The sequence below is a fragment of the Bifidobacterium moraviense genome, assembly GCF_012932365.1.
GTDB classification, from domain to species: domain Bacteria; phylum Actinomycetota; class Actinomycetes; order Actinomycetales; family Bifidobacteriaceae; genus Bifidobacterium; species Bifidobacterium moraviense.
In genome coordinates this window covers 20,467-37,119 of the sequence record NZ_JAAIIH010000020.1, presented here as the reverse complement: position 1 = coordinate 37,119, position 16,653 = coordinate 20,467, and the positions used below count along the sequence as shown (strand labels likewise).

At 68.8% G+C, this 16,653-nt stretch carries 16 protein-coding genes and 1 pseudogene; 5 read left to right on the top strand and 12 right to left on the bottom strand.

Translation table 11 applies throughout. The annotated features are described in order from the left end of the window. Positions 1–226, top strand: a 226-nt coding sequence (locus tag G1C96_RS10160) for a hypothetical protein (RefSeq protein ID WP_205832124.1), incomplete at its 5' end; no start/stop codon positions are given. A gap of 190 nt (positions 227–416) precedes the next feature. On the opposite strand, the gene G1C96_RS09435 is transcribed toward G1C96_RS10160, so the two are convergent. The 4 genes and pseudogenes from G1C96_RS09435 to G1C96_RS09425 all read right to left on the bottom strand — a co-directional run bounded on the left by G1C96_RS09435 (position 417) and on the right by G1C96_RS09425 (position 4,192). Next, positions 417–1,073, bottom strand: a complete 657-nt coding sequence (locus G1C96_RS09435; RefSeq protein ID WP_169276346.1) for an N-acetyltransferase — start codon at positions 1,071–1,073, stop codon at positions 417–419. 79 nt (positions 1,074–1,152) lie between these two features. Then, a complete protein-coding gene (gene gnd / locus G1C96_RS10415) occupies positions 1,153–2,046 on the bottom strand; it encodes a phosphogluconate dehydrogenase (NAD(+)-dependent, decarboxylating) (protein WP_205832125.1) in 894 nt (297 codons plus the stop codon). Between the two features lie 117 nt (positions 2,047–2,163). Further along, positions 2,164–2,580 (bottom strand): annotated as a pseudogene (locus G1C96_RS10410) (gluconokinase); the annotation flags it as partial. 172 nt (positions 2,581–2,752) lie between these two features. Continuing rightward, a complete protein-coding gene (locus G1C96_RS09425) occupies positions 2,753–4,192 on the bottom strand; it encodes a GntP family permease (protein WP_169276344.1) in 1,440 nt (479 codons plus the stop codon). Positions 4,193–4,363: 171 nt separating this feature from the next. On the opposite strand from G1C96_RS09425, the gene G1C96_RS09420 reads away from it, so the two are divergent. Then, complete coding sequence (locus tag G1C96_RS09420) at positions 4,364–5,080, top strand: FadR/GntR family transcriptional regulator (protein WP_169276343.1); 717 nt, start codon at positions 4,364–4,366, stop codon at positions 5,078–5,080. Between the two features lie 152 nt (positions 5,081–5,232). Here G1C96_RS09420 and G1C96_RS09415 read toward each other — a convergent pair whose 3' ends face one another. The 4 genes from G1C96_RS09415 to G1C96_RS09400 all read right to left on the bottom strand — a co-directional run bounded on the left by G1C96_RS09415 (position 5,233) and on the right by G1C96_RS09400 (position 11,103). Beyond that, positions 5,233–5,736, bottom strand: a complete 504-nt coding sequence (locus tag G1C96_RS09415) for an S-ribosylhomocysteine lyase (RefSeq protein WP_169276342.1) — start codon at positions 5,734–5,736, stop codon at positions 5,233–5,235. Between the two features lie 669 nt (positions 5,737–6,405). Beyond that, positions 6,406–8,457 carry a RecQ family ATP-dependent DNA helicase gene (locus G1C96_RS09410; RefSeq protein ID WP_169276341.1) on the bottom strand — a complete coding sequence of 684 codons (2,052 nt, stop codon included), beginning with the start codon at positions 8,455–8,457 and terminating at the stop codon, positions 6,406–6,408. A 313-nt stretch (positions 8,458–8,770) separates the two neighbouring features. After that, on the bottom strand, positions 8,771–9,961 hold the full coding sequence (locus G1C96_RS09405; RefSeq protein WP_169276340.1) for a cystathionine gamma-synthase: 1,191 nt from the start codon (positions 9,959–9,961) through the stop codon (positions 8,771–8,773). A gap of 119 nt (positions 9,962–10,080) precedes the next feature. After that, positions 10,081–11,103, bottom strand: coding sequence for a pyridoxal-phosphate dependent enzyme (locus G1C96_RS09400; RefSeq protein WP_169276339.1), 1,023 nt, complete (start codon positions 11,101–11,103; stop codon positions 10,081–10,083). A 556-nt stretch (positions 11,104–11,659) separates the two neighbouring features. Between G1C96_RS09400 and G1C96_RS09395 the strand changes: the two genes are divergently transcribed. From G1C96_RS09395 to G1C96_RS09385, 3 genes are read left to right on the top strand one after another with little or no spacing between them, the layout of a single operon-like run. Then, a complete protein-coding gene (locus tag G1C96_RS09395; protein WP_169276338.1) occupies positions 11,660–11,959 on the top strand; it encodes a DUF2089 family protein in 300 nt (99 codons plus the stop codon). Between the two features lie 9 nt (positions 11,960–11,968). After that, positions 11,969–12,346, top strand: coding sequence for a hypothetical protein (locus G1C96_RS09390; protein WP_169276337.1), 378 nt, complete (start codon positions 11,969–11,971; stop codon positions 12,344–12,346). A gap of 44 nt (positions 12,347–12,390) precedes the next feature. After that, on the top strand, positions 12,391–12,813 hold the full coding sequence (locus G1C96_RS09385) for a GNAT family N-acetyltransferase (protein ID WP_169276336.1): 423 nt from the start codon (positions 12,391–12,393) through the stop codon (positions 12,811–12,813). A 191-nt stretch (positions 12,814–13,004) separates the two neighbouring features. Here G1C96_RS09385 and G1C96_RS09380 read toward each other — a convergent pair whose 3' ends face one another. From G1C96_RS09380 to G1C96_RS09365, 4 genes are read right to left on the bottom strand one after another with little or no spacing between them, the layout of a single operon-like run. After that, positions 13,005–13,817 (bottom strand): ABC transporter ATP-binding protein, encoded by an 813-nt coding sequence (locus G1C96_RS09380; protein ID WP_417852185.1) that lies wholly within the window; start codon positions 13,815–13,817, stop codon positions 13,005–13,007. After that, positions 13,814–14,599 carry an ABC transporter ATP-binding protein gene (locus G1C96_RS09375; RefSeq protein ID WP_169276334.1) on the bottom strand — a complete coding sequence of 262 codons (786 nt, stop codon included), beginning with the start codon at positions 14,597–14,599 and terminating at the stop codon, positions 13,814–13,816. The genes G1C96_RS09380 and G1C96_RS09375 overlap by 4 nt, the downstream gene beginning before the upstream one ends. Further along, positions 14,596–15,450, bottom strand: coding sequence for an ABC transporter permease (locus tag G1C96_RS09370; protein ID WP_169276333.1), 855 nt, complete (start codon positions 15,448–15,450; stop codon positions 14,596–14,598). The genes G1C96_RS09375 and G1C96_RS09370 overlap by 4 nt, the downstream gene beginning before the upstream one ends. Beyond that, complete coding sequence (locus tag G1C96_RS09365; protein ID WP_169276332.1) at positions 15,447–16,445, bottom strand: ABC transporter permease; 999 nt, start codon at positions 16,443–16,445, stop codon at positions 15,447–15,449. The genes G1C96_RS09370 and G1C96_RS09365 overlap by 4 nt, the downstream gene beginning before the upstream one ends. Positions 16,446–16,653: the final 208 nt, after the last annotated feature.

The following is a 16,653-nucleotide window of genomic DNA, read 5'->3' as shown; positions in this document are numbered from 1 at the left end:
CCAGGCCGAGCAGGACCCGGCCGTCGAACGCGCTAGACTCGTTGACAAGCCGCGCGGTTTCCTTCACTTTTTCAATCACACACCGAATGAAACCGCACGGCCCTTACACACCAAAATCGGAAGAGCCTGTCACGCGTCCGAAATCGTACCGTCCGATGCAAAAACGGACGCCTGCACCGCGCAAGCGTCCGAAATCGTACCGCCCGATACAACAACGGACTCCTGAACATACTGAGCGTCCGAAATCGTACTCCCCTATACAAAAACGGACGCCTGCACATACTGAGCGTCCGAAATCGTACCGACCGATACAAAAACGGACGCCGGCAGGTGCGCGGGCGTCCGTTTTCATATCGCGAAGTCATCTGTGTCTCGCGGCAGACCGTCTGTGTCTCGCGGCAGACCGCCCCGGGACCTTACGCGGCCTTGCGGTCGTGGCGCTGGAAAGCGATGCGCAGCGTGTCCGTGGGACGGTCGATGAGCTGGATGGTGCCGCAGCGCGTGAAGCCGTTCGACTTGAGCACGTGCTGCATGGCCTTGTTGTTGGGGTGCGTGTCCACGCGCACGTTGGAGTAGCGGGACATCACCCAGCCGAACACCGCGTGCGCGGCGCCCCGGACGAGTCCCGCGGAGGCGACGCGATGCAGCGTGACGTATTCGTCGTCGTCCAGCCATGCGCCGTCGATGGTCGCGTAGGTGGGATCCTTCCCCGGACACAGCGCGAAGACGGCGAGGATGCGCTCGGAGCCGTCGCCCTCCCCCGCCGGCACGGTGCGGTAGCCGTCGGGGTTCGCCGGCGAGGAGACGCGCGGACGGCGGGAACCGGAGTCGGTGCCGCCCAGATGGTCCACCATCAGCATGGTGCGGCCGTGCTTGATGTCGTCGCGAACCACGGATTCGCGCGGGAACGTGCTGCCCCACTGCGTCGGGTTGCCGTTGGCGGCCATGAGCTTGCGGGCGCGCGCGTAGATCGCCAGGATCGCCGGCAGATCGGCCTTGACGGCCTTGCGGAACTCGCGCGCGGACGCGCTGGAGACACCGGCCTCGCTGGATGCGCTGGACTTGGACTGCATGCCGAAACCCTCCGACGACGGAACCTCACGTAAATCGACTCACGTCAACCTAGCACATGCCCCGCCGAACCGCACGCGGTCACCAAGTGGCGATCTCGTCCACCTTGGTCACGTGGCCGCCGAACTGGGCCCTGAGCGCAGTCACCACGCGCAGGATGTCGTCGGCGCCGCCGCGCGAGGTCTGACGCTGCCACAGCGCCGCGGCGGTGGCCGGCGTGGGCACGCCGAGCTCCATGGCGGCCTCGACCATCCAGCGGGCCTCGCCGGACTCGTTGGCCACGGCCGGTACGCCCTGCAGTTCGGGATCGTCCTTGGTGGCGTTCTCGAACAGGTCGAGCAACCAGCTGACCACCACGGAGCCGGCGCGCCAGGAGTCCATGGTCTTGGCCGGGTCGGTGATGTACTCGCTGCGCATCATGGTGGCGAAGCCCTCGCCGAACGCCTGCATCATGCCGTATTCGATGCCGTTGTGCACCATCTTGGCGAAGTGGCCGCCGCCGACCGGGCCGGCGTGCACCAGACCGTACTCGCCTTCGGGCTTGAGGGTTTCGAAGATCGGCAGCGCCTTGGCGTAGGTCGCGTCATCGCCGCCGACCATGAGCGCATAGCCGCGCTCGGCGCCCCACACGCCGCCGGAGACGCCGCAGTCGAGGAAGCCGATGCCGTGTTCGGCGAGCGCCGCCGCATGCTCGCGATCCTCGGTGTACTTGGAGTTGCCGCCGTCGATGACCACGTCGCCGGGTTCGAGCAGCTCGCCGAGGCGCTCGACGGTCGAATCGGTGGGCTTGCCGGACGGCACCATGATCCACACCGTGCGCGGCGCAGTCAGCGCGGCCACCAGCGCTTCGAGGGAGTCGACGTCGCGTCCGGAGTCCGGGTTCACGTCGAAGCCGACGATGGCGTGGCCGCCGGCGCGCAGTCGGCGCACCATGTTGCCGCCCATGCGGCCCAGTCCGATCATGCCCATCGTCATGCGGCGGGATGCCGGAGCCGCAGTCAAAGCCGCGGCCGCAGCCCCGTCGCGCGCGCCCAGCCCCAGCGCGCCGATCACCGCATCGGCCTCCTGATCGGGCGTGGTGCCGTGGCCGATCTCCACGTCCACGTGCGTCTCGTCCGCGCCCGGCTCCTCGAGGATGTCGAACTGCGACTGGAGCATGTTCGGCTTCATGAAGTGGCCCTTGCGGTGGGACAGCCGTTCCATCACCTCGTCGAACGAGCCCTTCATGTACACGAACACGACGCCGTCGCGGCGCAGGCGGTCGCGGTAGGCCTTCTTGAGCGCGGAGCAGGTGATCACGGCGGGCTCGCCGGCCGCGATGCGCTCGTCGATCCATGCGGCGAGAGCATCCAGCCACGGCCAGCGGTCCTCGTCCGTCAGGGGGACGCCGGCGGCCATCTTGGCGATGTTGGCCTTCGGATGGAAGTCGTCGGCTTCGGCGGACCTGAAGCCGAGCCTGGCGGCGAGGCGCTCGGCGACGGTGGTCTTGCCGCAGCCGCACACGCCCATCATCACGATGACGGGGGTCCTGCCGGCGAAGTGGTCGGCAGGGACGGTGTTGGCGGAGACGATGTCTGCGGCGATGCGGGTGGATTCGGTGGTCATGGTTTCCTTCTTTCGGTTACAGGTTGCTATTCGGTTGGGACGGGGTCGTTGGTTCGGAGCCGGGAGGGAGACGACGCTAGACGAGCGGCACGAAGACGCCGCAGATCATCACGAGCGCGAGCACCACCACGGACAGCAGGCATTCGAGCACGGACCAGGTCTTGAACGTCTGGCCGACGTCGAGGCCAAAGTATTCCTTGATGAGCCAGAAGCCGGCGTCGTTGACGTGGGAGAGGAACACCGAGCCGGCGCCGATCGCGATGACGAGCAGCGCAATGGACGGAGTGGTGACGCCCATCTGCTCGACGACGGGGCCGAGGATGCCGGCCGTGGTGATGATCGCCACGGTGGCGGAGCCGGTGGCCACGCGCACGAACGCGGCGATGAGCCAGGCGAGCAGGAAGATGGAGACGGAGGAGCTTTCCACGAAGCGGCCGATGACGTCGCCGATGCCGGTGTCCACGAGCACGCCCTTGTAGCCGCCGCCCGCGCCGACGATGAGCAGGATGCCGGCGATCGGCGGCAGCGCGGCCTTGAGGGATCCGTTCACGTCCTTCCAGGACATGCGGGTGGCCTTGCCGAGCGCGACCATGGAGAACAGCACGGCGACAACGAGTGCAATGGCGGGCTTGCCGAGGAAGGCGAGCACCTGCGCGTACAGGGCGGAGGAGCCGGCCTGGTCCGGGGCGACGATCTCGAAGATCGCGTTGCCGAGCATGAGGATGGCGGGCACGAGGATGCACAGGACGGACAGCCAAAAGGGCGGCAGCGTGCGGTCCGCGGGCTTGTCGGCGCCGGCGGTGGCGGCGGCCGCGGCGGCGGATTCGTCGCCGATGGACGCCGGCGCGGGCACCGGCACCCATGCGGCGGCGACGCGCGAGAACAGCGGACCCACGAGCGCGGCGGTGACCGCGGCGATCGGCAGGCCGAACATCATGGTCACGCCCACGGAGCCGTTGGGGAAGTTGCTCAGCGCGGCGAGCGGACCGGGCTGCGGCGGCATGCAGGCGTGCATCACCGACAGGCCGGCGAGCGTGGGGATGGCGACGCGCATGAGCGGCAGTCCGGAGCGGCGGGCGATGAGGATGATGACCGGCACAAGCACCACCAAGCCCACTTCGAAGAACATGGGCAGGCCGATGAGCGCGCCGATCAGGGCCATGGTCCACGGGATCATCTTCGTGGAGGTCCGGGCGAGCAGCGTGCCGACGATGCTGTCGGCGGCGCCGGTGTCCATGAGCACGCGGCCGAGCATGGCGCCGAGGCCGACGAGGATGCCGACCGAGGCCATGGTGGAGCCGAAGGTGGCGGAGAAGCTCTCCACGGTGGCGACCGGGCCGTAACCGGAGCCGATGCCGACGACGAGCGCGGAGATGAGCAGGGAAACGAACGGGTGCAGCTTGGCGACGGTGACCAGCAGGATCAGCGCGACGATGCTGGCCACGACGCTGATGCCCAGCTGCGTGCCGTTGAGTTGGACGGCGGCGTCGGTCGCCGCGAGAATCACATCATTCATAATCCATCTCTTCATTGAGTCGTTTATTATGCATGCCGTTACTGCTTTGTGGCGTGCATTTGTATGATGTATTCGAATATACGACCAGATTACGGATTACGCAATATGAATGACGCCCGGCGTGTCGAATATGTATGCCATAACGCACGACGTTGTGCGATAATGACCGGTATGACTGATATTCCAGCGATCGAAGCCGACCGCACGCTGCATGACCGACTGCTCGACGAATGGGGCATGGCCGTGATCGACGGCCGCATCCGTCCCGGCGACCGACTCCCCGAGCCGGAGCTGGGCGGCGAGACGCCGTCGCGCACGGTGACGCGCGAGGTGACGCGCGTGCTCGAATCGATGGGACTGGTGAACGTGCGACGCAAGGCCGGAGCCGTCGTGAACCCGATCGACCGGTGGAACTTCTTCGATCCGCAGGTGATCCGATGGCGGCTCGGCGGGACGCACCGTCTGGACGCGCTGCGCGAGCTCTCCCAGCTGCGCGCCGGCGTGGAGCCGCTGGCCGCGCGCCTGGCCGCCGCCGCGGCAACCGCCGACCAGTGGGGCACGCTCACCCGCGCCGCCGTGGACATGGTCTCCTACTCCGACCGGGCCAACGAGCAGGACTATCTGGACGCGGACATCCTCTTCCACCGCACGCTGCTCGAATCGTCCGGCAACCTCATGTTCGCCGAGCTCGGCGACGTGGTGGCCTCCACGCTGGAGGGCCGCACCCGGCACGAGCTCATGCCTGCCGTGGCCAATCAGGAGGCGCTGGACCTCCACGTCGAGGCCGCTTCCCTGATCCGCAAGGGCGACGGAGCGGGCGCGGAGGCCGCCATGCGGCGCATCGTGGACGAATCCGCGGACGCAATCGACCGCATCGCCGCCGCCTGACGGCCGTGCCATCCCGGCCCCCGTGCCGTTCCAACGGCCGCGCAGCGCCCGAAGGCGGACCGCATCGCCGCGCACGAAACACGAAGCCGCGCCCCGAACACGGCGACGGGACGCGGCTTTCCGGAATGCGGCGCGATCGGCGGAGACGCCGGTCAGACGACCTTGCGCTCGAACGGATCGGAGCTGATGCCCTTGGCGAGGATGTCCTTGCACCACTCCTTCGCGGTGAACAGGCTGTGGTCGCGGTAGTTGCCGCAGCTCTCGATCGTGGTGGCGGGCACGTCGTCCCACGTGGCCTCGTAGGCGATGAACTCCAGCGACTCCTTGAGCGCCTTCGCCACGTCCTCGGTGGAGTGCTCGCCCCACGTGAGCAGGTGGAAGCCGGTGCGGCAGCCGAACGGCGAGCAGTCGATGTAGCCGGGGATGCGCTCGCGCAGCAGCACGGCGATGGTGTGCTCGATGGTGTGCAGGCCGCCGGTGGGGATGGCGTTCTCGTTCGGCTGCACCAGCCGCAGGTCGTAGTTGGAGATCACGTCGCCGTGCGGGCCCTTCTCCGTGTCGATGTAGCGCACGTACGGCGCCTTCACCTTGGTGTGGTCGAGCTGGAAGCTCTCCGGCACCGGCCTGCCGGACTCGTCGGCCTTGTGTTCCGCCATGATTCCTCCGTTCCATGGAAAATCGGTCAACCGAGCCCCATGCTACTCCGGCGAGTGGCGGCCGGACCGTCCGCCGGCACCGGACGGTATAGGAATAACGGATAACGGGCGTTCGCGAGACGCCCGGAAAGTTCCCGCCCGCCTGCGAATCGTCCCGGCCGCCGGGCGGCGGGCGCCCGGGAAGCCCGTACGCCGGGATCCGCGTCGGTATCTGCAGAGTCAGGGGTAGATTTCGGCTTGTGCAGGCAGGTATCTGCAGAGTCAGGGTGCCTCGGGCCGGTCGCCGGCCGGTCGTCGCAACCGAAATCGGCTTGATTCCGCCACCGCATCATCGGCGATCACGCGGATCGCGGGCATTCACGCACCCTGACTCTGCAGATATCTGCCGACGGCGAGGCAAATCTACCCCTGACTCTGCAGATACCCAGCCCGGACCGCCCATCGGCCTGTGCGCATGCCGGCTCCGCGCATGCCGAGCCCGCGCAAGCCCATGCATCCGCGCGTACCGCCCGCGCATTTCGCATGCCGCCCGTCCATCCGCGCGTGGCAAGCCCACGCATCCGCGCATTCTCGCATATCCGCGCATGCGCACGCGAGACCGCACGCATCCGCCCCGCCCCGCGCGCGGTCATGCCATCCCGCGCACGGCGTCCCTCGAACGCGCCCCGCCTACTCCTCCGCCGCGATGAGCTCCATGAAGCGCGCGCCGTATGCGTCGAGCTTGCTCTGCCCCACGCCGTTGACCTCGAGGAACGCGACCGGCGTGGTGGGCCTGCGACGCACCATGTCGCGCAGCGTGCGGTCGTTGAAGATGATGTACGGCGGCTTGCGGGTCTCGCGCGCGATCTCGAGACGCAGCGCGCGCAGGGCGTCGAACAGGCGCTCGTCCGCCTCGGTGGGCTCTCCCTCGCCGGACGAGAGCGCCGGGCCGACGCCGGGCGTCCCCGCGGCGCCCGCGCCGAAGCCAGAACCGGAGCCCGTCGCACCGGCCCCGCTCCCCCGCCTGCGTTCGATGCGCTTGATCTCGTAGTGAAAGTCGGGCGCCACGGTCTCGGCGGCGCGCGGCCCGAAGCCCACGATCGGCATGCGCCCCTCGGTGATCGTCAGGAAGCCGTCGGTGACCATCTGGCTGAGCACGTCGCGCACGCGCGCCTCGGGCGTCTCGCGCAGCCGTCCGTAGCTCGGGCAGCGGTCGAGTCCGCGGGAGAGCACGTCCTGCGCCCTGGAGCCGCGCAGCACGGCGACGATCTTGCCCGAGCCGAGCCCGGAACGCACCGGCATGGGCGTGGGACGGCCCGCGTCGTCGTAGTCGAGCATCACGTCGTGCACGCAGCGGCTGACGGCGCGCGCCACGTCGCTCACGTCGATCGTCTCGAACGTGCTCAGGCAGTTGGTGCAGCCGCCCGCGCACTTCGTGCCGGCGGGGCGTTCGACGGTCTCGCCGAAGTAGCGGGTCACGTACGTGTGCAGGCAATCGGCGGTGCGGCAGTAGCCGATCATGCCGTCGAGCAGGCGGCGGCGCGACATGCGCACGGTCTCCCGCTCCTCCGGGGTGAGGCGCTCGTTCTCGTAGTCGTTGTCCAGCAAGCGACGGCGCGTGACGATGTCCGACTCGTTCCACAGCAGCGTGCAGCGGCTCGGCTCGCCGTCGCGTCCGGCACGTCCGGCCTCCTGATAGTAGGCCTCGATGGATTCGGGCATGTTGTGGTGGATGACGTAGCGCACGTTCGACTTGTCGATGCCCATGCCGAACGCGTTGGTGGCCACCACCACGGGCACCGCGTCGGTGACGAAGTCGCGCTGCGCCCGTCCGCGGTCCTCGGGCGCCATGCCGCCGTGGTAGGCGACGGCGATCGGGGCGGCGTCCGCGGGCTGTGAGGCTCCCGTCGGCATGCCCGCCGGCGTGCCCGCCGCGCCCATCGTGCCCGACGACGCCGCGCGCAACACCGGCACCGTGCGGTTGAGCGATTCCGCGAGCGCCTCGGTCTCCTTGCGCGTGGCGCAGTACACGATGCCGGACTCGTCCGGGTGCTCGGCCACGTAGCGCGCCACCCAGCCGGCCTTGTACTTCGTCTCGAGCTTGATGACGTCGAAGAACAGGTTCTCGCGGTCGAATCCGGTGACGGTGACGGCCGGATCCCTGAGCCCCAGCAGGTGCACGATGTCGGCGCGCACGCGCTCGGTGGCAGTGGCGGTGAACGCGCCCACGGCGGGCCGGTGCGGCAGCGACGCGATGAACTCGCCGATGCCGAGGTAGCTGGATCGGAAGTCCTGACCCCACTGCGAGACGCAGTGCGCCTCGTCCACGGCCACGAGGGTGACGGGCGTGCGCGCGGCGAACGCGCGGAAGCGGTCGGTCTCCAGACGCTCGGGAGCCACGTAGAGCAGCCTGACTCGGCCGGCGGCGGCTTCGGCGAACGCCATGTCCTGCTCGTCGAGGCTCTGCGTGGTGTTGATGTACGCGGCGGGGATGCCGGCGTCGTTGAGGCCGTCCACCTGGTCGCGCATCAGGGAGATGAGCGGGGAGACGACGATCGTGAGCCCCGGCAGCAGCATGGCGGGGATCTGGTAGCAGACCGACTTGCCGGCGCCGGTGGGCATGACGGCGAGCACGTCGCGTCCGGCGAGGAGCGCGTCCACCACGCCCTGCTGACCGGGCCTGAACGAGTCGTAGCCGAAGTACCGTTTGAGTGCGCCGAGCGCCGCCGCATTGTCCGTCATGGCCCCCACTGTAGCGTGCGGGCTGGTTCGCGCATGGGCGGGCGTGGGAGCGGACGGAGGTGAACGTGCGGACGGCGGGCCGCCGGCATGTCCATCGTCGCAACGTTGCGACGAACAGCCATCGTGGGAACTGCCGGAAACGCCCGACCGCCTTCACAATGGCCCGACGTCGCAACGTTGCGGTGGACGACCACCGCGGAGGCCATCCACTCCCGCCACGATGGTCATCCATCACAACGTTGCGACGCCGGGCATCGTCCCTCGGCCGAACCTGCCGATCGGACCGCCCAGACGCCCGAACCGTCAGACTCGGTCAGATCGCCTTGAGCGCCTGATCGAGATCGGCGATCAGGTCGTCGGCGTCCTCGATGCCCACGGAGATGCGCACCAGGTTGTCCGGCACCTGCAGCGTGGTGCCGGCCACGGAGGCGTGCGTCATGGCGGCGGGCACCTCGATGAGCGATTCGACGCCGCCGAGCGACTCGGCCAGCGTGAAGATGCGCGTGTGGTCCACGAACCGCTTGGCCGCCTCGGCGCCGCCGGCAAGCTGCACGGAGACGACGCCGCCGAAGCCGCCGTGCATCTGGCGCGCGGCGATCGCGTGGCCCGGGTGGGATTCGAGGCCCGGGTACCACACGCGCTCCACCACGCTCGACGGCTGGGATTCGAGCCACTGCGCGATCCTGAGCGCGTTGGCGCTGTGGCGCTTCACGCGCAGGTCGAGGGTCTTGAGGCCGCGGATCTCCAGCCAGGAGTCGAACGGGGAGGGCACGGCGCCGGCGGCGTTCTGCAGGAACGCGGCCTGCTCGTGCAGCTCGGCGTCGTTGGTCACGATCGCGCCGCCGACGATGTCGGAGTGGCCGCCGATGTACTTGGTGGTGGAATAGACCACCACGTCGGCGCCGTCCGCGAGCGGGTGCTGCAGCGCGGGCGAGGCGAACGTGTTGTCCACGGCCACCCTGGTGCCGTGCGCGTGCGCCACGGCCGCGGTGGCGGCGATGTCGGTGATGTTGAGCAGCGGGTTGGACGGCGTCTCCACCCACACGTAGGCGTAGTGCTTGGCGGCGAGCGCGGCGGACACGGCGGCGGTGTCGGTGATGTCCACCACGTCGAGGCCGACGCCCCACGGCACGAACACCTTGGACAGCAGGCGGTAGGTGCCGCCGTACACGTCGTCGCCGAGCAGCACGTTGTCGCCGGGCTTGAGGCTGGAGCGCAGCAGCACGTCGATCGCGGCGAGGCCGGAGGCGAACGAGAGCGCGTACTTGGCGCCTTCCACGGCGGCGAGCTGCTGGTCGAAGCTGGTGCGCGTGGGGTTGATGGAACGCGAGTAGTCGTGGCCGCCGCGGAGGCCCAGCACACCGTCCTGCTTGAACGTGGAGGTCATGTAGATGGGCGTGACGACGGCGCCGGTGGTGGGGTCGGGCTCCTGCCCGGCATGGATGGCGCGGGTGGCGACGGCGTCGGCGGCGTAGCTGGCGGAGAGTTCGGTTGCGGCGGTCATGATGGTGTTCCTTTACTGTGGATGGCGCCGTGGGGACGGCGATGAAACGGATGATGGGAGCTGGGGGACGGATGGATCGGGGAAACGGTGATCGGGAATCGGCGGAGACGCCGGGAGACTCAGAGGTACTGCGCGACGAGCGACGGCTTCGTGGTGCGTTCGACGACGTCGCCGTAGCCGTGGGCGCGCATCCAGTCGTCGTCGAAGATCTTCTCCAGGTAGCTGCGGCCGGAGTCGGGCAGCAGCACCACGACGAGCTGGCTCTCGTCCAGATCGTTGGCGAGCGCGTACTTCACGGCGCTGGCTACGGCCATGCCGGACGAGCCGCCCACGAGCAGCCCCTCCTCGCCGGCGAGGCGGCGGGTCATCTCGAAGGCCTCGGCGTCGTTGACCTTGACGATGTCGTCGGTGATGTTCCGGTCGAACGCCTTGGGGTAGAAGTCCTCGCCCACGCCCTCGATGTTGTACTGGTGCACTTCGGCGGGGTCGGACGCGGAGTAGATGGAGCCCTCCGGGTCGGAGCCGATCACCTTGACCGCGCCGTCGGACGCCTCCTTGAGGTACTTGCCGGTGCCGGAGATGGTGCCGCCGGTGCCGATGCCGGCCACGAAGTGCGTGACCTTGTGGTCGGTGGCCTCCCAGATCTCCGGGCCGGTGGTGTAGTAGTGGCTCAGCGGGCCGTTGGGGTTGTCGTATTGGTTGGGGCGCCAGCCGCCGGGGATCGTCTTGGCGAGGCGCTCGGCCACCTGGTAGTAGGAGCGCGGGTCGTCCGGGCCGGCGTCGGTGGGCGTGACGACCACTTCGGCGCCGTACGCGCGCAGCACGGCACGCTTGGATTCGGACACCTTGTCCGGCAGGGTGAAGATGGTGCGGTAGCCGCGCTGCTGGGCCACGAGCGCCAGTCCCACGCCGGTGTTGCCTGAGGTGGGCTCCACGATCACGCCGCCGGGCCTGAGCTCCCCGGAGCGCTCGGCCGCGTCGATGATGCGCTCGGCGATGCGGTCCTTGGACGAGCTGCCGGGGTTGAAGTACTCCACCTTGGCGACGATGGACGCCCTGACGCCGAGGCTCTGCGGAACGTGGTTGAGCCTGACGAGCGGGGTGTTGCCGATAAGTTCGGAAAGGGTGTTGTGGATGGTCATGTCTGTCTCGTTTCCTTTGCGTCTGGATGTGTTCGATGGGTGATCGATGCGGTGTGCGGCTGGACGCGGAATGAAACGGGACCCTCCCGCCGCGAACGGATGCGGCCGGGCACGAATGCGATGCGTGCGTTCTCGATACGGATATGCCAAGACGATGCAGACGATACGACACTGCCTGCGATGCATACGGAAAGACTGCGAGAATTCGCGAATGAGTCCTATCTCAAGTTATGCGTTGTCAACCGCGCGCCCCATCGGGCGTCGGTCAGCGACAACAGCGACAACATGAGAAATACGTCATGGCCCCCACCATAGCATCCGTTCCCGCGCGAACGTGCCGCGTTCCACGATTCGGGACATTGTCGTGCGGGCGATCGCGCCGGCAGATCAACAAAACGCAAGTCAGACACCGATTTGAGTTCAATAAAATTAAATATGTGATACAATTTATTCAACTTTGTGATGCCGGTCACAACTCCGCATCTGACGCGGCACCGCAGCCGCGGCGCACCGCAACACCCCGCGCCGCGCCGCATCATGCCGAAGGAGGTATCCAATGTCCCTGTCCGCAACGCCCGCCTGGCTGGCGAACCTCGACGACGAGGACCTCGCCTTCATCCGCCGGTTCGTGCTCGCCTCCGGATCCATGAAGGAGGTCGCCGGCGAATACGGCGTCTCCTATCCCACCGTCCGGCTCCGGCTCGACCGGCTCATCCAGAAGATCCGGCTCGGCGAACAGGCCGAGTCCGACCCCTACGTCACGCTCGTCAGGCGGCTCGCCGTGGACGGCAGGGTCGACGTCGACACCGCGCGTGTCCTCATCGCCGCCTACCGGGACGCCGCCAAGGAACGTTAAGGAGCAATCATGACCATCGCAGGATCCCTCGTCTTCCTATTCGTCCTCGCCGCGGTCTTCGCCGGTCTGGTCCTGCTGCAGATCCGCCTGTCGGGGACCGGTAGCCGCTGGCCCGGCCTCGTGCTGCCCGCGATCTCGCTGACCGTCGCCGTCTGCGCCACGGTCGCCAACGTCCTGCTCAACGCCGCGGCCGTCTGTACCGTCACCGACGCGGGCGGCAACTGCGCGCAGACGTCCGGCAGTCTGACGGCCACCATCCTCGCCGCGGTCCTCGTGTTCCTGGTCTGGAACATCCCGACCATCACCTTCGGCGGCATCTACCTGTACCGGCGCGACCGGATGCGGCTGCGCGCCGAGCTCGACCGCATGAGCGCGCAGGACCTGTGATACGCCGAGGACCCGCATCGCGCGGCCGGCGTTACGCTGGGCTCATGAGCAACGAGAACGCGAACATCGTCTACACCGAGGAACGCCGCTTCACCGTCGAGCAGACGCAGCGGCTGTTCCTGTCCGTCGGCTGGGTGTCCGGCCGCTACCCCGAGCAGCTGCACCATGCGCTGATGGGTTCCTCGACGGTCATTTCGGCGTGGGACGGCGACCGGCTGGTCGGTTTGGTACGTGCGCTGGACGACGGATCGATGCTCGCCTACGTGCACTACGTGCTGGTGGATCCGCAATACCAGGGCCGCGGCATCGCCGGGCACATGATCGAGATGGTCAAGGAGAAGTACCGCGACTTCTTCTACGTCGAGGTCATGCCGGAGGAGAGCAAGAACGCCGCGTTCTACGAGCGGCACGGGTTCAAGGTCATGGATGACGGCGTGGCCATGCAGATCGTCAACCCGAACTGGTGACTTGGACGGTCCCCTGACGCCCGGCCGGGTCACAAGATGAACGGCACCTCATCTTGTGACCCGAAAAGCTCGCAACATCGCACATCGGTTTCACCGGGAAACGGCGGAATGCCAAGCATCCGCCTGTGCAAACGCACATGCGCCCGACTCACAAGATGAAGGCCCCGAAATCTTGTGCGACGGCCATCGCCTCACAGCGAGGCGGCGGCCACCAGATCCCGGGTATAGCCCGCCTTCGGAGAGCCCAGAACCCCGTCGGTCGGGCCGGATTCCACCACATGCCCGTCGTGGAGCACCAGAATGCGGTCGGCAAGGTGCTGGACCACGCCCAGATCGTGCGAGACGACGATCAGGCCCATGTCCGGACGGGCGGTGCGGATGGCGTTCAGCGCGTCGAGGATCTGCACGCGGGCGGTCACGTCGATGGCGCTCATCGGCTCGTCGGCGAGGATGACGCGCGGCTCGGCCACGATGGCGCGCGCGATGGCCACGCGCTGTGCCTGCCCGCCGGACAGCTGCGCCGGGCGGCGTTCCAGCATCTCGGACGGGTCAAGCCCGGCCGTGGCCAGCGCTTTGCACACGGCGGATGCGGTCTGCTCGCGGTCCGGTCCGCGGCCGGTCAGGACCAGCGGCTCGGCCACGGACCGGGCGACCGTCCAGCGCGGGTCGAGCGAGGCGAACGGGTTCTGGAACACCAGCCCGGATTCGCGGCGCAGCGCGCGGAATCCCTCCGAGGAGCCGGGGATGCGGCCGCCGCGCCCGGGAACGACCGGCCGGCCGGCATACGTCACCTCGCCCGAATCGCGCGTCTCGAGCCCCAGCATGATGCGCGTCAGTGTGGATTTGCCGGATCCGGAGCCGCCGATCACCGCGAGGCACTCCCCCGCGCCCACCGCGGCGGACACGTCGAACAGCACCCGGCGGCCGCCGAAGGATTTCTCGATATGGGTTGCGGACAGCAGCGCGCTCGGCCTGCTCGTGCTCATCGTGCCTCCATCGCTCATCGTGTCTCCAGGGTCGGATCCAAGGTCAGCCGTCGGGCGGATTCCACCAGTTCGCGCGCCTCCGGCGTGGACGGCGCGGCGAGCAGGTCGGCGGTGGCGCCCCGGTCGGCCACGCGCCCGTCGTCGATCACCGCGCAGCGCGTGGTGGCGCGCGCGAGCACGGAGAAGTCGTGCGTGATGAACAGCATCGAGGCGCCGGCGTCGTCCACGAGCGAGACCAGCAGGTCCGTGATCTGGCGCTGGATGATCGAGTCCAGCGCGGTGGTGGGCTCGTCCGCGATGATGAACCGCGGCGAGGTGACGAGCGCCGCGGCGATGCCGACGCGCTGCTGCTGGCCGCCGGACAGCTCATGCGGATACCGGCCGGCCACGGACTCGTCCAGCCCCACCTTGGCGAGCATGGCCATGACGCGCTCCTCGCGTTCGGCGCGGGTCAGGTCGTAGTGGAGCCTCAGCGGCAGGGCGATCTGCCTCGCCACGGTGGACACCGGGTTGAGCGAGGCGCCGGGGTTCTGGAACACGACGCCCACGTACCGGCCGCGCAGGTCGGCGAGATCGCGTTCCGCGGCGCCGACGACCTCCGTGCCGCCCAGCAGCACGGACCCGGAGACCTCCGCGCCGCGCGGCAGCAGGCCGAGCATCGCGCGGGCGATCATCGACTTGCCGGAACCGGACGAGCCGATGAGCCCCACGCGTTCCCCGTCGCCGACCGTCAGATCCACGTCGCGCACGATCGGCCTCCCGTCGATCGCCACGTTCAGCCCACGCACCTCAACGCTCATCGAGCCACCTCCTCGCCGACACGGACCAGCGCATCGCCCAGCAGATTCAACGCCACCACCGCGAGCGTCACCACGAGGCCCGGCCACAGCACGGTGAGCGGGAACACGTTGATGAACTTCACGGACGTGGCGAGCGAATGCCCCCAGCTGGGCACGCCGGCTCCCACACCCACGCCGAGGTACGTGAGCCCCGCTTCGGCCAGCACGGACGTGCCGGCCGAAATGGACAGCTGCACGGCCAGCACCGGCGCGATGTTCGGCACCACGTGCCGCGTGAACGCGTACCAGCCGGAGGCGCCGCCGGCGAACGCGGAGCCGACGTAGTCGCTGCGCGCGGCGAGCATGGCTGCGGGACGCGCGACGCGGGCAAGGTTCAGCCCGTACGCGATGGAGCACGCGCCCACGATCACGCCCACGGACGCGCCGAACGGCACGGTGAGCAGCAGCGCGATGAGCACCGTGGGAATGGAGATCAGCGCGTCCACCACGGCCACGGTGACGGAGCCGAGCCCGGCGCGGCGCGAGACCATGAGCCCCACGAGCAGCAGGCCCAGCGCGCCGGAGCAGACCACGGTGAGGGCGGCGATGACGAGATTGGTGCGCGAACCGGCCATGAGCCAGCTGAGCACGTCGGCGCCGGTGCCGTCGGTGCCGAGCGGATGCGCGGCGGACGGCGCGGCCCACACGTGGTAGCCGTCGGTGGCGAGCAGCGGCTGCGGGGTCCAGAACAGGGAGACGACCGCGACCGCCATCCACAGGCCCAGCACCGTGAGCGCGTAGCGGCCGGAGCCGCGGCGCCAGATCGCGCGAAACACGCGCGTGCAGGATTCCGACAGGTTCCTCATCGTCATCGTTCGCCTCCGTTCGACCGCGCGGCCGATTCTCCCGAGCCCGCGCCGATTCTGAGCCGCGGGTCCAGCGCGCGGTGGATCAGGTCGATCACGAGCCCGAGCGTCAGGAAGAACGCGGCCAGCAGGAACAGCTCGCTCTGCACGGCGATCAGATCGCGGTTGCCCACGTCGCCGATGAGCAGCGCGCCGAGCCCCGGCAGCGCGAACAGGCTCTCGACCACCATCACGCCGGTGATCATCTGTGCGAAGGTGAGTCCCACCACGGAAACCAACTGCGGCGTGGCCAGTCGCAGGCCGACGCGCAGCACCGCCTGGGTGCGGGTCATGCCGCAGGCCATCGCCATGTCGATCGCGCCGCCGTCCACCAGGTCGCCGACCGCCGCGCGCGTGTAGCGCATGATGCCCGCGCCGGCCACGATGCCGGTGGCCACGGACGGCAGCACCAGCGAGGCGAGCGCGCGTCCGAAGTCACGCCAGCCTTCGGACGGGAACCCCTGCGAGGGGAAGATGCCGATGAGGCCGGTGCCGCGCGAAAACAGCAGGATGAGCAGCAAGCCGCTCCACAGGGCCGGCACGGCGCCGCCCACGATGGCGACCACGTGCAGGAATCCGCGCATGCGGCGTCCGCGCGCCAGCACGGACGCGCAGCCGAGCGGCAGGCCGATCGCCAGCGCCACCGCAAGGCTCATGAGGATCAGAGGGAAGGTGAGCGAGGCGCGCTGGCCCACCTGCGCGACCACCGCGCGCCCGGTGAGCGCCGACGTGCCGAGGTCGCCGCGCAGCAGGCCGCCCGCCCAGTCGAGGTACTGGACGACGAGCGGCCGGTCGAGCCCGAACTGGGCGCGCAGGGCGGCGATGCGGTCGGGCGTGGCGGCGGTGCCGGCCATGACGGCGGCCACGTCGCCCGGCAGGATGCGCAGGGCGACGAACACCAGCACGGACACGCCGAACAGCGCGGCCGCGAACAGCAGCAGTCGATGTGCGATGAAACGCATGGTTCCCATTCTCCTATGGGGGTGTTGTCTTGTCATCCCGAGATGCCCTTCCGGCGCCCGCTCCGCTCGTCCTCCCGAGCGGAGCGCGTTCCTTTCCCCGTCATCCTGAGCGAAGCATGTTCCCTTTCCGGTCATCCTGAGCGGAGCGCGCTCCTTTTCCCGTCATCCTGAGCGAAGCGCGAAGCGCGGAGTCGAAGGATCCCTGACC